The sequence below is a fragment of the Glycomyces sp. MUSA5-2 genome, from assembly GCF_037034145.1.
GTDB lineage: Bacteria > Actinomycetota > Actinomycetes > Mycobacteriales > Micromonosporaceae > Glycomyces > Glycomyces artemisiae.
This window is the reverse complement of sequence record NZ_JBAGKG010000001.1, coordinates 846,130-860,698: the sequence shown is the minus strand read 5'-3', so window position 1 is coordinate 860,698 and position 14,569 is coordinate 846,130. Positions and strand designations below refer to the sequence as shown.

Genomic DNA, 14,569 nt, shown 5'->3' with positions numbered 1-14,569 from the left:
TGTGACGAAACCGGGCGTCCGGTTACCATCGAGGCGTGGCAGACCCGAAGCGAGTGTTGTTGGCCAAGCCGCGCGGGTACTGCGCGGGCGTGGACCGGGCCGTGGTGACCGTCGAGAAGGCGCTGGAGCTCTACGGCGCTCCCGTCTACGTGCGCAAGGAGATCGTGCACAACCGGCACGTCGTGGACACCCTCGCCGCGAAGGGCGCGGTGTTCGTGGAGGAGAACGAGGAGGTCCCGCACGGGTCCGTCGTCGTGTTCTCGGCGCACGGCGTGGCGCCCGAGGTCCACGACCAGGCCGCCGAGCGCGGCCTCAAGGCGATCGACGCGACCTGCCCCCTGGTGACGAAGGTCCACAAGGAGGCCCGCCGGTACGCCGAGGAGGACTACGACATCCTGCTCATCGGCCACGAGGGCCACGAGGAGGTCGTGGGCACCTCCGGGGAGGCCCCCGAGCACATCCAGCTCGTCGACGGACCGGACGGGGTCGACGGCGTCCAGATTCGTGACCCCGAGAAAGTGGTGTGGCTCTCGCAGACCACGCTGTCGGTGGACGAGACCATGGAGACCGTCGACCGGCTGAAGAAGCGACTGCCGATGCTCCAGAGCCCGCCGAGCGACGACATCTGCTACGCGACGCAGAACCGCCAGCAGGTCGTCAAGGACATCGCCGCCGAATGCGACGTCATGCTCGTCGTCGGCTCCAAGAACTCCTCGAACTCGGTGCGGCTCGTCGAGGTCGCCGTTCAGCACGGCGCGCGCTCCGGCCACCTCATCGACTTCGCGCACGAGATCCAGGAGGACTGGCTCGACGGCGCCTCCACCGTGGGGCTCTCCTCGGGCGCGTCGGTGCCCGACAACCTCGTGCAGGACGTCCTCGCGCACCTCGCCCAGCGCGGGTTCACCAGCGTCGAGGAGTTCGAGCCGGTCACCGAGAAGATCACCTTCCAGCTCCCGCGCGAACTCGTCACCGACCTCCGCGCCGCAGGCCGCGCCTAACTCGTCCCAGGACGGGCGCCGCGCCGGCGTCACCACCGGGGCCGGGGACTCCGGCGGGTCGCCCGCGACCTCCAGTTCGCTGAAGCGCCGCGCCGTCACCAGGAGCCGCGACTCGACGCTGGCGACCGCCGCGTTGTAGGACCCGACCGCGGCCTCCAGTGACGAGCCGAGCCGCGCGAAGTGGCCCGCGACCGCGCCCAAGCGCTCGTGGAGCTCGCGGCCCAGCTTGTGGACCTCCTTCGCGTGCCGCGCCAGAGCCTCCTGGCGCCACGTGTGCGCCACCGTCCGCAGCAGCGCCATGAGCGTCGCCGGGGACGCGACGACCACGCCGCGCGCGAACGCGTCCTCCAGCAGCAGCGGGTCCCCGCGCAGGGCCGCGTCGAGGAACGCGTCCGCGGGCACGAACAGGACCACCAGCTCCGGCGTGTCGTCGAACGCCCGCCAGTACTCCTTGCCCGCCAAGGCCTCCGCGTGCCGCCGCAGGTGCTTCGCGTGCGCCTTCAGCAGCTGGTCGCGCGCCGCCTCGTCCTCGACTTCGAGGGCCTGGAGGTACGCCTGGAGCGGCGCCTTCGCGTCGACCACGAGCGTCCGCCCGCCCGACAGCCGCACCACCAGGTCGGGGCGCACGCCGCGCCCGTCCACCGAACCGGTGTGCTGCTCGGAGAAGTCGCAGTGCTCGACCATCCCCGCGGCCTCCACGATCCGCCGCAGCTGCACCTCGCCCCACTGGCCCCGCACCTGCGGGGACCTGAGCGCGCCCAGGAGCCGCCCGGTCTGCTCGCGCAGGCCCTCCGAGATGTCCGCGACGCCCGAGAGCTGGATGCGCAGCTGCGCGTACGCGTCCACGCGCGCCTTCTCCACGTCGCCCAGGCGCGTCTCATAGCGCTGCAACGTGTCCGCGATCGGCGCGAGGACCTGCCCGACGGCCTCCCGCGAATGGTCGGTCGCCTCGTACGCCACGGTCCGCAGGGTCGCTTCGAGCCGGTGCTCGTTCTCCGCGGCGGCCTCCAGGCGGGCCGTCGCCGCCGCCAGCTCGGCCGCCTGGCGCGACCGCCCGGCGAACCACCCCCCGACCCCGCCCGCCGCGAGGCACACCGCCGCCAATAGGACCCACGTCATAGAGGCCAGTCTAAGCGGGCGGCCGCAGGTAGAGTCGGTACATGTTGCTGTGGTTGACCCTCCTGGTGGTGGCCATCCTGGTCATCGCCTTCCTCGTCCAGTCGAACAAGAAGCGCGCCCAGGCCGAGCTGGCCGACGCGCAGGCCGAGGCCCGCCGCCTGCACGAGCGGCTCGGCGGCCAGACGATGAACCTCGTGGCGCCGGGGGACAACCTGCCCGCCGCGCAGGCCCTCGCCGACGCGGGCGAGCGCTACACCGCGACCGGCTCCCAGATCGAGCAGGCGCAGACGATCCACCAGTACAGGCTCGCCGCCCAGACCGCGATCGAGGGCCTCCACTACGTGCGGGCCGCCCGCACCGCCATGGACCTCGACCCCGGGCCCGAGATCCCGCAGCTGCGCGGCCACCGCAGCACCGGCGCGCTCACCGAGCCGGTGAGCGCCGAGGTCGAGGGCCGGCGGTACACCGGCTCGCCGAACCCGAGCGACGAGAACCGCCACTACTACCCGGGCGGCACTGTGGACGGACGCCCCGTCCCGTCCGGCTGGTACAACACGCCGTGGTGGCAGCCCGCGCTGGCGGGCGCGGGCGGCGCGCTCGTGGGCATGATGATCTTCGACGCGATGATCTCGCCCGCGTACTCCATGGGCGCCATCGAAGGCGGGTACGCCGACGGCTACCAGGACGGCTTCGCCGACGGCGGCGCGGACGCGTCCGCGGACGGTGGCGGCGATTACGGCGGGGGCGACTTCGGCGGCGGGGACTTCGGAGGCGGAGGGGACTTCGGCGGGTTCGAGTAGCCTCCCGACGCGAATGCTCCGGCCCCCGCCCACCGTGGGCGGGGGCCGTTCGCGTGCCTGGGGGTGCAGAAGGGGTAATGCGGCCACTACTCGACGTGAGTCCCAAGCGCCCCAGCGACTTTGTGCAACCTTGTTTGTGATCTTGGTCACCCAATCGAGTCTACATTCCGTTTCCAGAGTGTTGACGAAGCGTTACTTCACGTCCCGCGCCGTCCCGCTTCCGCCGGGCTGCGCGGGAATCTCCCGAGTTCAGGGGCTCTGCCGCTCACTCCCGGTTCGGGCCCTTCGCCCGCTGCGCCGCAAAGGCGCGTTACCGGAGTTCTGTCGAGGCGTGACCGAACCGTGCGAAGTGGGGCCTTGTGCGTTCGTTTGTGGACTGGAATCGTGTCCTCGTCGGCGTCCGCGCATCCACGCGAGGCGCCGCTCGACCCCCCACTCCGGGCACTACCCAACGCCCGGAGCCCAACAGAACAGGAGCCGTCGTGACGAATCCGCAACGACGATGGCGCAGGGCGCTCGCGGCTGCGGCCGCGGGACTGCTGGTATCGGCCATGCCCGGTACCGCGGCCTTCGCCGAGTCCGACACCGACGCACTCATCGAGGACAAGGCCGCGGCCGACCTCCTCGCGGCGATCGAGTCAGAGGGCGAGGCCGAGATCTGGGTGCGCTTCGAAGGAGCCCCCGATTTCAGCCCCGCCCTCGCAGCAGACACCAAGACCGAGAAGGGCTCCGAAGCCGTTGCAGCGGCTCAGGAGTTCGCCGAGGCCTCGCAGAAGGACGTGATCGACCTCCTGGAGCAGTCCGGTGCCGACTACGAATCCTACTGGGGTTCCAACACCGTGCGCACCACCGGCGGCAAGGACCTCGTCGCCGACCTCGTGCAGGTCGCCAATGTGGACGCCCTCGTCCAGGCGCCCGAGTACGAGCTCATCGACCCCGTCCCCGAGAGCGGCTTCGGGACCACCGCCACCGAGTGGGGCGTCGACGCGATCAACGCGCCCGACGTGTGGGACCTCGGCTACGACGGCACCGGCGTCGTCGTCGCCTCGATCGACACCGGCGTCGACTACGACCACCCGGCCCTGGTGAACCAGTACCGCGGCAACAACGGCGACGGCACCTTCACGCACGACTACAACTTCTACGACGTCGCGAACTCGTGCGCCGGGGACGCCCCCTGCGACACCAACGGCCACGGCACCCACACCATGGGCACCATGGTCGGCGACGACGGCGCCGGGAACCAGATCGGCGTCGCCCCCGGCGCCGAGTGGATCGCCGTCAACGGTTGCTGCCCCAGCGCCGACGCGCTCCTGGACGCCGGGCAGTGGATCGCCGCGCCCACCAAGGCCGACGGATCCGACCCCGACCCGTCCAAGGCGCCCGACGTCGTCAACAACTCGTGGGGCACCACGGCCTCCGTCGACGACCCGTTCTACGAGGACGTCGTGGCCCTGTGGCACGCCGCCGGGATCATCCCCGTGATGTCCCTGGGCAACAACGGCGAAGAGGGCTGCGAGTCGGCCGGCTCGCCCGGCCTGTACCCGAACGTGATCGGCGTCGGCGCCTACGACGAGGCCGGCGAGATCGCGTACTTCTCCGCCCGCGGCCCCGGCCGCGACGGGCAGGTCAAGCCCGACCTGGCCGCCCCCGGCGTCGCGGTCCGCTCCGCGATCCCCGGGACCGGCTACGGCCTCAAGAGCGGCACCTCCATGGCCGCACCGCACGTCGTCGGCGCCGTGGCCCTGATCCTCTCGGCCGCACCGGCACTCGACGGCGACTACGAGGGCGTCTACGAGGCCCTCACCGGCACCGCCGTCCCGGTGGACGACGACCAGTGCGGCGGCACCGCCGAGCTGAACAACGTGTGGGGCAACGGGAAGCTCGACGCGCTCGCGGCGGTCCTCGCGTCCCCGATCGGCGACACCGGCTCGGTCTCGGGCACCGTCACCGACCAGGACGGCGCGCCCGTCGCCGACGCCGACCTGGTGTTCACCGGCGACTTCACCCGCCGCGCCACCTCCGGCGAGGACGGGGCGTTCGCGCTCCCCGTCGTCCCCACCGGCACGTACGCGGTCACGGTGAACAAGTTCGGGTACGCCGAGACCACCGGCACCGTCACCGTCGAAGCGGACCAGGCCGCGGTCTTCGACCCCGTCCTCACCGCCGTCGACTCGGCCACCGTGAGCGGCACCGTCGTCGACGGCTCCGGCCACGGCTGGCCCCTCGCGGCCACCGTCTCCACCGAAGGCGGCGAGGTCTCGACCGCGACCGACCCGCTGACCGGCGAGTTCTCGCTGACCCTCCCGGTCGGCGAGTGGGACCTGGTGGTCGAGGCCGACTACCCCGGCTACCAGACCGTCACCACCAGCGTCGTCTCCGCGAACGACCTCGTCATCGAAGTGCCGATCACCGAGGACTGCACCGCGCCCGGCTACGGGTACGAGCCCCTCGGCAACGGCTTCGAGGGCGGCACGGCCCCCGCGGGCTGGACCGTCGTCAACCGCGCCCAGAACCCGTGGACGTTCGACGACCCCGGCGGGCGCGGCAACCGCACCCCCGGCTCCGGCGGGTTCGCCATCGCCGACTCCGACGAGCAGGGCTCGGGCGGGAAGCTCCTCGACTCCGACCTCGTCTCCCCGGTGTTCGACCTGTCCGCCGCCGACGAGCCGGTCCTGTCCTTCGCGACCGACTACTACAAGGGCTCCTACAACACCGTCGCCGAGGTCCTCTTCAGCCCCGACGCCGGCGCCACGTGGGAGACCGTGTGGGCCCCGACCGCGAACGCCCGCAACCAGACCGTGGAGATCGACCTGTCCGAGTGGGCCGACTCCACCGCCGCGCAGGTGAAGTTCCACTACAACGACAACACCACGTGGGCGTGGTGGTGGGAGATCGACGACGTGTTCGTCGGCACCTCCCGCGACTGCACCGCCATCGAGGGCGGCCTGGTGCGCGGCACCGTCACCGACCTGGAGTCCGGCGAACCGTTCGCTGGCGCCACCGTCACCCACACCGCGTCCGGCTACTCGGCCGTCACGGACGAGGACGGCTCCTACTGGACGTTCGCGCCCGGCACGGGCCCGAGCGAGTTCAAGGCCGTCGTCGCCGAGTACGGCTCCTCCACCGAAGACGTCGCGATCGTCCCCGACGCCGTGACGACCGCGGACTTCGCGATCGGCGTGGCGGACATCAGCATCTCGGCGACCTCGGTCAGCACCTACGTCCAGCAGGGCGCGACCTGGTCGACCCGCCTGCGGCTCACCAACACCGGGACCGCCGACGGCGACGTCACGTTCTCGGTCTCGGACGGCGGCTTCGCGATCCTCGGCTACGGCTACCCCGGCGACACCTCGTGGCTCACCACGAGCGTCGACGCGGTCACCGTCCCCGCCGGGGCCACGGTCACCGTCACGGTGAAGACCAGCGCCACCGCGGCGGCGGGCGTCGACCAGCCGGGCACCTACACGGCGACGCTGACGGCGAACTACGTCAGCCCCAACGAGTCGCCCTCAGTGGACGTGTCCATGCTCGTCGTCCCCACGGCCGAGCAGGGCAAGGTCACCGGGACGGTCCTGGCCGCCACCTGCGAGGGCGACACCGTCCCGCTCGGCGACGTCCAGGTCCAGGTCCGCGGCGCCGACGGCGACCGGTTCCACTTCTGGACCGACGACAACGGCGACTACTCCTACTGGTTCCCCGAGGGCGACTTCACCGTGATCGCCTCCAAGGACGGCTACGCCGCCGACTTCGGGAGCCTCGCGCTCCCGGCCGGCGACACCGCCGACCTGAGCTTCACCCTGGAGGAGCTGAACTGCTGAGACCTGAGTGAACACCCGCCCCCTGCCGCACCGCGGCAGGGGGCTTTTCCATGTGCCTAAAACTGATCGAATGCAACCGCAACCGGCCTTCGGGGCGTACGTCCGTTGGGGACCCCAAAGTGGAGCTACCCCTGCCAACATGTCAATAGTCACCAAACCCACTACTCCGGACAGCACACCCAAACGGCCCCGGCGCCGCCGGGCCATCCCCCCAAGGAGAGTTCGTGACAGTTGCACCGCGGCGCACGCGCCGCATCCTCGCCGCCGCCCTCGCGGGCGCGCTGGTCCCCGCCGGTCTCGCGACCGGCGCGGCCGCCCAGGACACCGAAGCGGCCCTGGTCGCCGAGAAGACCGCCCCCGAGATCCTCGCCGAGATCGGCGCCGAAGGGGACGCCGAAGCGTGGCTCCTCTTCACCGGGTCCCCCGACTACGGCGCCGCGTTCGACGCCGCCGCGAAGGAGCAGAAGGGCGCCGCGGCGGTCGCCGCCGCCAAGGCCTACGCCGAGACCAGCCAGCGCGACGCCGTCGACGTGCTCGACGCCGCGGGCGCCGACTACGAGTCCTACTGGGGCGCATCGACGATCAAGGTCCAGGCCGACGAGGACCTCCTCGCCGACCTCGCCGCGCTCGACACCGTCGAAGCGGTCGTCGCCGCACCCGAGTACGACATGATCGAGCCCGTCGCCCCCGACGGCAAGGACGAAGCGGGCGGCGGCTTCCAGACCTGGGACGCCGTGCAGAGCGCGGCCGTGGAATGGGGCGTCGCCGACGTCGGCGCCCCCGAGGTCTGGGACGAGGGCTTCACCGGTGAGGGCATCACCGTCGCCTCCATCGACACCGGCGTCCAGTACGACCACCCCGCGCTCGCCGACTCCTACCGCGGCAACAACGGCGACGGCACTTACACGCACGACTACAACTTCTACGACATCCAGGACGTGTGCGCAGGCGACGCTCCCTGCGACGACGACGGCCACGGCACCCACACCATGGGCACCATGGTCGGCAACGGCGGCATCGGCGTCGCACCCGACGCCGAGTGGATCGCCGTCAACGGCTGCTGCCCGAGCATCGAGACGCTCATCCTCGCCGGGCAGTGGATCGCCGCGCCCACCGATGCGGAGGGCCGCAACCCCGACCCGTTGAAGGCGCCGCACGTCGTCAACAACTCGTGGGGGACCACGATCCCGGGCTACGACCCGATCTACGCCGAGGTCGTGGACCTGTGGCACGCCTCGGGGATCATCCCGGTGTTCGCCGCGGGCAACAACGGGCCCGCGTGCCTGACCATGAGCACCCCCGGCGTGTACGAGAACGTCATCGCCGTCGGCGCCTACGACGAGGACCACGTGGTCGCCGAGTTCTCCTCCCGCGGCCACGGCCTCGGCGGGACGCTCAAGCCCGACGTGTCCGCTCCCGGCGTCGCCGTCCGCTCCTCGCTCCCCGGCGACGAGTACGGGCTCGGCGACGGGACCTCGATGGCCGCACCGCATGTCGCGGGCGCGATCGCGCTCCTCATGTCCGCTTCACCCACATTGGAGGGCGATTACGAGGCGGTCTACGAGACGATCACCGGCACCGCCGTCGACACCCCCGACGACCAGTGCACCGGCGACGACGAGGCCAACAACGTGTACGGGCACGGCCGCATCGACGTCGAGGACGCCGTGGACGAGGCCCCCGCGGGCAAGTTCGGGTCCCTCTCGGGCACGGTGACCGACCAGCACGGCGACCCCGTCGCCGGGGCGCGGCTCGTCTTCGAAGGCGGCGTCGTCCGCGAGGCCACCACGAACGCCGACGGCGAGTACGCGTTCGAGCGCATCCCCGCCGGGCGCTACCGCGTGAGCGCCACGAAGTTCCTGTACGGCGACGCCACCGGCACCGTCCGCGTCAACCGCAACGCGGCCGCCGTGTTCGACACCGAGATGGAGCTCCTGGAGACCCGCACGGTCGCAGGCCAAGTCGTGGACGGCGGCGGCCAGGGCTGGCCGCTCGACGCCACCGTCTCCACCGCCGCAGGGGAGGCCGTCGCCGACACCGACCCGCTGACCGGCGAGTACAGCCTCGTCATCCCCGCCGAAGGGGACTGGCCGCTCACCGTCGAGACCGCCTATCCCGGATACGAAGTGGTGACCGTCGACCCGGACGACGCGGCCCTCATCGAGGTGCCGACTGCCGACGGGTGCCTCGCGCCCGGCTTCGGGTCCACCACCCTGGACGAGCGCTTCGAGACCCTCGCGGCGCCCACCGGCTGGGAGGTCGTCAACAACGGCGACGACGACTTCCCGTGGGTCTTCGACGACCCGTGGGGCTACGGCAACATGACGCCCGGCTCCGGCGGGTACGCCGAGGCCAACTCCGACGCCTCCGACATCGAGGCCCTCACCGACACCGACCTCATCACGGCGCCGTTCGACCTCAGCGCCGCGAGCGAGCCGACGCTGTCGTGGGCGAACTTCTTCGTCGACGGCGGCATCGGCTCCGAGGCCGAAGTGCTCCTCAGCACCGACGGCGGCGCCACCTGGGAGCAGGTCTGGTACACCAACGAGGACCTCGAAGCCACGGTCGAGACCGTCGACCTCACCGAATGGGCCGACCAGACCGCTGTCCAGCTCAAGTTCCACTTCACCGACAACGCGACCTGGGCGTACTGGTGGATGGTCGACAACGTGCGCGTCGGCGGCTGCGAGGCCCTCGACGGTGGGCTCGTCCGCGGCCACGTCACCGACGCCGCCACCGGCGCCCCCATCGAGGGCGCACGCGTCGTCGACCCGGCCTCCGGGTCCGGCGCCGTCACCGACGCCTCGGGCATGTACGTCCTGTTCACCGACCCCGGCGACCGCACCCTGGAGGTGAGCGCCCCCGGCTACGCGGCCGGGACCGCCGCCGCCACCGTGGCCGACGGCGCCGTGACGGGCGCCGACGCCGAACTGGAGGCCGAATCCTGAACTAGCGCATAAGGAAGGGGCTCCCACTGCGACGGGAGCCCCTTCCCCTATGCCAGGAACGGGTAGTCCGTGAGCGCTTCCGGGCCCCGCCCGTACATCGACACGTCCTCGCGCACCGGGTTCAGCGCCGCGCCGACGCGATACCGCTCCACCAGGTCCGGGTTCGCCAGGAACGCCCGCCCGAACGCGATCAGGTCCGCGCCCGCCTCCAGGAGCTCCACGCCCTTCGACAGGCCGCCGTCCGCCGGGATCGGCAGCTCCTCGCCCAGTTCAGGGTTCGCCACCAGCAGGCCCGTCCACTGCTCGCGCAGCCGGCCGAACAGTGCCTCGCCCGGCAGCGCCCGCGCGATGTGGAGGTACGCGAGACCCAAGTGCGACACCGCGTCCAGCAGCGCCGGGAACACCTCGTCGCTGTCCGACACGTCGATCCCGTTCCCCGTGTTCCACGGCGAGATCCGCAGCCCGGTCCGCTCCGCGCCGACCTCCGCGACCACCGCCTCCACGACCTCGACGACGAACCGGATCTTGCCCGCCGCCGAACCGCCGTACCCGTCGGTCCGCAGGTTCGTGCTTGAAGAAAGGAACTGATTGAGCAGGTACCCGTTCGCCGCATGGACCTCCACGCCGTCCGCGCCCGCCCGCAGCGCGTTCCGCGCCGCCGCCACGAACTCGCCGCGCGTCCGCTCCAGGTCCGCCGCCGTCATCTCCACGGGGACCGGCGCCTCCTGATGCCCTGTGGGCGTGTGGATCCCGCCCGGCAGCCGCACCGCCGACGGCGCCTGCGGCAGGTGGCCCCCGGGGTTGTTGTCAGGGTGGCCGATCCGGCCGCCGTGCTCGATCTGGAGGAACAGCCGCCCGCCGCCCGCGTGCACCGCGTCGGCGACGGCCCGCCAGCCCTCGACCTGGTCGTCGCCGTACAGCCCGGCGATCTCGGGGTAGGTGAACCCGAACGGGCTCGGCGTCGACGCCTCGCCGACGATGAGGCCCGCGGTGGCGCGCTGGCCGTAGTACTCGGCCATGAGCGGCAGGGGGACGCCCTCGAAGGTGGCGCGGTTGCGCGTCATCGGGGCCATGACCATGCGGTTGGGGAGCTCCAGCGCCCCGAGCTTCACGGGCTCGAAGAGGCGCCGGGCGGTCGTTTCGTTCGTCATGAGGGTACGGTAGAACCTGACACTGATGTGAGGTTCAAGGGATTGTGAGGCACGCCATGCGAATCGGTGAGCTGGCGAAGCGGACCGGCGTGAGCGTCAGATCCCTGCGCTACTACGAGGAGCGCGAACTGCTCGCCTCCGAGCGCACCCCGGGAGGCCACCGCGAGTACGCGGAGAAGGCCGTCGACCGGGTCATCCGCATCCAGGTGCTGTTCGCGGCCGGGCTCGACTCGGCCACCGTCGCGTCCGTGCTGCCCTGCATCCACGACGAGGACGGAGGCCCGAACGAGATGACCACCGAGAGCCTCGCCCGCGAGCTCATGGCCGAGCGCGACCGCATCGACCGCACGATCGCCGACCTCCACCGCACCCGCGCGATCCTCGACGAGGTGATCGCGACCGCGGCGCTCCCGACGACCGCATAGGGAAGGGCCCCAACGCGATGCGCCGGGGCCCTGCTCCTTCGGACCGCTACCACTCGGCGAACGTGCCGTCCTTCAGGCGCCACACCTGGTTGCGCCAGCGGTGCCCCTGCTCGGCCGCCTTGCGGACCGCCGCCTCGTCGACCTCGATGCCGAGGCCCGGCGTTGTCGGACGTGCGACGTAGCCTTCGTCGAATGCGAACACCGAGGGGTCCACCAGGTAGTCCATGAGGTCGTTGCCCTGGTTGTAGTGGATGCCGAGGCTCTGCTCCTGGATGAGGAAGTTCGGGGTCGCGAAGTCCACCTGGAGGCTCGACGCGAGCGCGATCGGCCCCAGCGGGCAGTGCGGGGCCAGCGCCACCCCGTGCGCCTCCGCCATCGCGGCGATCCGCCGGACCTCCGAGATCCCGCCCGCGTGGGACAGGTCGGGCTGCGCGACCGCGATGCCGGTCGGCAGCACGTCCCTGAAGTCCCAGCGCGAGAACAGCCGCTCGCCCGTCGCGATCGGGATCGACGTCCCCGCGGTGACCATCGCCAGGTCCCGCGAGAACTCCGGGGTGACCGGCTCCTCCACGAACAGCGGCATGACCGGCTCCAGGAGGGGGAGCACCCGCCGGGTCATGGCCGTCGAGAAGCGGCCGTGGAAGTCGATCGCGATGTCGAGGTCGTCGCCGACCGCCGATCGCAGTTCCGTGAACTGCTCCGCGATCCGCTTCACGGCGGCGGGCGACTCGATCGGGCCGAGCTGGGCCGCGGCGTTGCACTTGACCGCGTCGAAGCCGTTCTCCTTGGCGCGCAGGGCGTCCTCGGCGAGCGCCTGGGCGCTGTCGCCGCCGATCCAGGTGTAGACGCGCACCTTGTCGCGGACCGCGCCGCCGAGCAGGTCGTACACGGGCACGCCGAGTGCCTTGCCCTTGACGTCCCACAGGGCCTGGTCGATCCCGGCGACGGCGCTGGAGAGGACCGGCCCGCCGCGGTAGAAGCCGCCCTTGGTCATGACCTGCCAGTGGTCCTCGATGCGCGAGGCGTCGGTGCCGACGAGGCGCTCGGCGAGGGCCTCGACGACGGCGGCGACGGCCTCGGCGCGGCCTTCGACGACGGGCTCGCCCCAGCCGACGACCCCGTCGTCGGTCTCGATGCGCACGAACAGCCACCGGGGCGGCACGAGGAAGGTCTCGATCTTGGCGATGTTCAAGGGAACCTCAATCTCTGGTGGAGAACTCGGGGTGTGCACTGGGGTTCAGCGGTGCCTGACCTGCCAGCCGCCGTCGACGGCCAGTTCCGCGCCGGTGATGTACGCGGCGTCCGCGGAGGCGAGGAACGCGATGGCGGCGGCGACCTCTTCGGGCCGGCCCATGCGGTTCGCGAGGGTGCGGCCCGCCTCGTCGGCGATCGATTCGGGGGACATGCCCGCGAACTGGCGGGTCATGATGGGACCGGGGACGACGGCGTTGACGCGCACCGCGGGCGCGTATTCGACGGCGAGCTGCCGCACCAGCGCCCCGAGCCCGCCCTTCGCGGCCGCGTAGGCGGCGAACCCGGGGTAGGAGGCGTGCGCGTGGACGCTGGAGACGGCCACGACGGAGCCGTCGACGGCCGCAAGGGAGGGCGCGAGCGCCCGCATGCCCAGGTACGCGGCTTTCAAGGTGACGGCCTGGACCAGGTCCCAGTCGTCCTCGGGCAGTTCATGGGGGGCGCCGAAGCGCAGCGCGTACGCGTTCGAGACGAGCACGTCGACGCGTCCCTGCTCGCGCAGGGCGGTCTCGGCGAGGCCCTCCCAGTCCTCGGCCTTTGACACATCGCAGTGGACGAACCGGGCGCCGTCGACTTCCGCGGCGACGTCGGCGGCGGCCGCGTCGTCCACGTCGGCGATGTAGACGACGGCGCCTTCGGAGGCGAAGCGCCGCACGCAGGCCGCGCCGATGCCCATCGCCCCGCCCGTCACGACCACGGTCTTGCCTGCGAACCTGCTCATGCGCTCGCTCCGTCCGTCATCTCCACCAGGGCCGCGGCGAGGCCGGGGCGCTCGCGCAGGATCAGCGCCGCGCCGCCGACGGCTCCGGCCCGCGCGCCCAGGTCGAGGGCCGCGGGCACCACGTCCACGTCGCGCACGAGCGTCAGCGCGTAGCGCCGGATCGCGGTCCGCAGCGGGTCCAGCAGCACTTCACCGGCCCGGGCGAGCTCGCCGCCGACGACGATCCGCTCCGGGTTCAGGAGGTTGCACAGGCTCGCGAGCACGCGCCCGGTCATCTGGCCGACGTCGGCGAGCACGCCCTCGCAGGCACGGTCCCCGGCCGCCGCCGCGGCGAGCACGTCCTCCACGGACGCCTTGGCGCCCAAGTGGGGTCGCAGGGCCGCGAGCACCGCCGGGATGCCCGCGTGGAGCACCAGGCACCCGCGGTTCCCGCACGCGCACGCCGGTCCGTCCACATTGACCGACGTGTGCCCGAGCTCCCCGGCCGCTCCCACGGCGCCGCGGTACAGCCGCCCGTCCAGGATGAGCCCTGCGGCGATGCCGCTGGAGAGGCCCACGTACATGAGGTCGCGCACGCCTTTGCCCGCGCCGCTGTAGGACTCGGCGACGGCTTCGAGCCGCGTGTTGTTCTCGATCGCGACCGGCAGGCCCAGGCGCTGCGCGAACTCGTCCGCGGCGTGCACGTGGGACCACGGCTGGTCGGGCAGCGACGTGGACACGATCCCGGTGGACCGCTCGATGGGGCCCGGAAGCCCGATCCCGGCGCCGACGATGCGGGCCCGGTCGAGCCCGTGCTGCGCGATGAGGCCGTCGAGGAGGTCGGCGGCGACGTCGATGCGCTCGGCCCAGCCGAGGTCGGTGTCCACGGCCTGCCCGGCGCCCGCGATCTCGCGGTGGCCGAGGTCGGAGAGGTGGACCCAGACGTGGTCGAAGGTGAAGTCCATGCCGAGCGCGACGGCGGCGGCGGGGTTGACGACCAGGGCCTCCTTGGCGCGGCCGTCCGTCCCGGGCCCTGCCGCGGCGGACTCGGCGACGAGGCCGCGGGCCATGAGGTCGGCGACGATCGTCGAGACGGTGGTGCGGGAGAGGTCGGCGCGGCGGGCGAGTTCGGCGCGGTGCACGGGCCCCTTGCGGAGCAAGAGGGTCAGCAGGCGCTCCTGGTTCGCCCGGCGCAGTGACTGGAGGGATCCGCTGCTTGTCCGGGGCATGCGGCGATCATACCCGTCGCGCATAAATGTGTGTCAAGAGTCTTGACGAACTTACGTCCGCCCCGTTAAATTTCGTCCACAGACTTTCGCAACCCCTTTCTGAAAGGCGAACCGATGCTCGAATCCC

General features: G+C 71.8%; 9 protein-coding genes and 1 pseudogene. 5 read left to right on the top strand and 5 right to left on the bottom strand.

All coding sequences use genetic code 11. The features are described from left to right. Positions 1-35 precede the first annotated feature (35 nt). Positions 36-998, top strand: a complete 963-nt coding sequence (locus WA640_RS04065) for a 4-hydroxy-3-methylbut-2-enyl diphosphate reductase (RefSeq protein WP_219926932.1) — start codon at positions 36-38, stop codon at positions 996-998. Here WA640_RS04065 and WA640_RS28770 read toward each other — a convergent pair. Next, a pseudogene (locus tag WA640_RS28770) lies at positions 996-2,117 on the bottom strand (DNA recombination protein RmuC); the annotation flags it as partial. The gene WA640_RS04065 and the pseudogene WA640_RS28770 sit on opposite strands and share 3 nt — an antisense overlap. Positions 2,118-2,158: 41 nt before the next feature. Here WA640_RS28770 and WA640_RS04055 point away from each other — a divergent pair. The 3 genes from WA640_RS04055 to WA640_RS04045 all read left to right on the top strand — a co-directional run bounded on the left by WA640_RS04055 (position 2,159) and on the right by WA640_RS04045 (position 9,686). Beyond that, positions 2,159-2,917, top strand: coding sequence for a hypothetical protein (locus tag WA640_RS04055; protein WP_335986200.1), 759 nt, complete (start codon positions 2,159-2,161; stop codon positions 2,915-2,917). 482 nt (positions 2,918-3,399) lie between these two features. Continuing rightward, positions 3,400-6,738, top strand: coding sequence for a S8 family serine peptidase (locus tag WA640_RS04050; RefSeq protein ID WP_335986199.1), 3,339 nt, complete (start codon positions 3,400-3,402; stop codon positions 6,736-6,738). A gap of 224 nt (positions 6,739-6,962) precedes the next feature. Beyond that, positions 6,963-9,686 carry a S8 family serine peptidase gene (locus WA640_RS04045; RefSeq protein ID WP_335986198.1) on the top strand — a complete coding sequence of 908 codons (2,724 nt, stop codon included), beginning with the start codon at positions 6,963-6,965 and terminating at the stop codon, positions 9,684-9,686. A gap of 47 nt (positions 9,687-9,733) precedes the next feature. On the opposite strand, the gene WA640_RS04040 is transcribed toward WA640_RS04045, so the two are convergent. Further along, the gene (locus tag WA640_RS04040; RefSeq protein ID WP_335986197.1) at positions 9,734-10,837 is read right to left on the bottom strand and encodes an alkene reductase; all 1,104 of its coding nucleotides are present in this window, start codon (positions 10,835-10,837) and stop codon (positions 9,734-9,736) included. A gap of 56 nt (positions 10,838-10,893) precedes the next feature. Here WA640_RS04040 and WA640_RS04035 point away from each other — a divergent pair, with 56 nt between their 5' ends. After that, entirely contained in the window at positions 10,894-11,262 is a 369-nt protein-coding gene (locus tag WA640_RS04035) for a MerR family transcriptional regulator (protein ID WP_335986196.1), read from the top strand. A gap of 46 nt (positions 11,263-11,308) precedes the next feature. On the opposite strand, the gene dgoD is transcribed toward WA640_RS04035, so the two are convergent. Genes dgoD through WA640_RS04020 form a run of 3 tightly spaced genes read right to left on the bottom strand, consistent with a single transcriptional unit; the run spans position 11,309 to position 14,442 of the window. Further along, entirely contained in the window at positions 11,309-12,454 is a 1,146-nt protein-coding gene (gene dgoD, locus WA640_RS04030; protein WP_335986195.1) for a galactonate dehydratase, read from the bottom strand. A 45-nt stretch (positions 12,455-12,499) separates the two neighbouring features. Beyond that, complete coding sequence (locus WA640_RS04025) at positions 12,500-13,234, bottom strand: SDR family NAD(P)-dependent oxidoreductase (RefSeq protein WP_335986194.1); 735 nt, start codon at positions 13,232-13,234, stop codon at positions 12,500-12,502. After that, on the bottom strand, positions 13,231-14,442 hold the full coding sequence (locus WA640_RS04020; protein WP_335986193.1) for an ROK family transcriptional regulator: 1,212 nt from the start codon (positions 14,440-14,442) through the stop codon (positions 13,231-13,233). Before WA640_RS04020 ends, WA640_RS04025 begins: the two co-directional genes overlap by 4 nt. Positions 14,443-14,569 lie beyond the last annotated feature (127 nt).

Bases quoted from the DNA above. Each gene is read 5' to 3' on its own strand.
- WA640_RS04055 (WP_335986200.1), top strand. From the start codon at position 2,159: ATGTTGCTGTGGTTGACCCTCCTGGTGGTGGCCATCCTGGTCATCGCC.
- WA640_RS04040 (WP_335986197.1), bottom strand. From the start codon at position 10,837: ATGACGAACGAAACGACCGCCCGGCGCCTCTTCGAGCCCGTGAAGCTC.
- WA640_RS04035 (WP_335986196.1), top strand. From the start codon at position 10,894: ATGCGAATCGGTGAGCTGGCGAAGCGGACCGGCGTGAGCGTCAGATCC.
- WA640_RS04025 (WP_335986194.1), bottom strand. From the start codon at position 13,234: ATGAGCAGGTTCGCAGGCAAGACCGTGGTCGTGACGGGCGGGGCGATG.
- WA640_RS04020 (WP_335986193.1), bottom strand. From the start codon at position 14,442: ATGCCCCGGACAAGCAGCGGATCCCTCCAGTCACTGCGCCGGGCGAAC.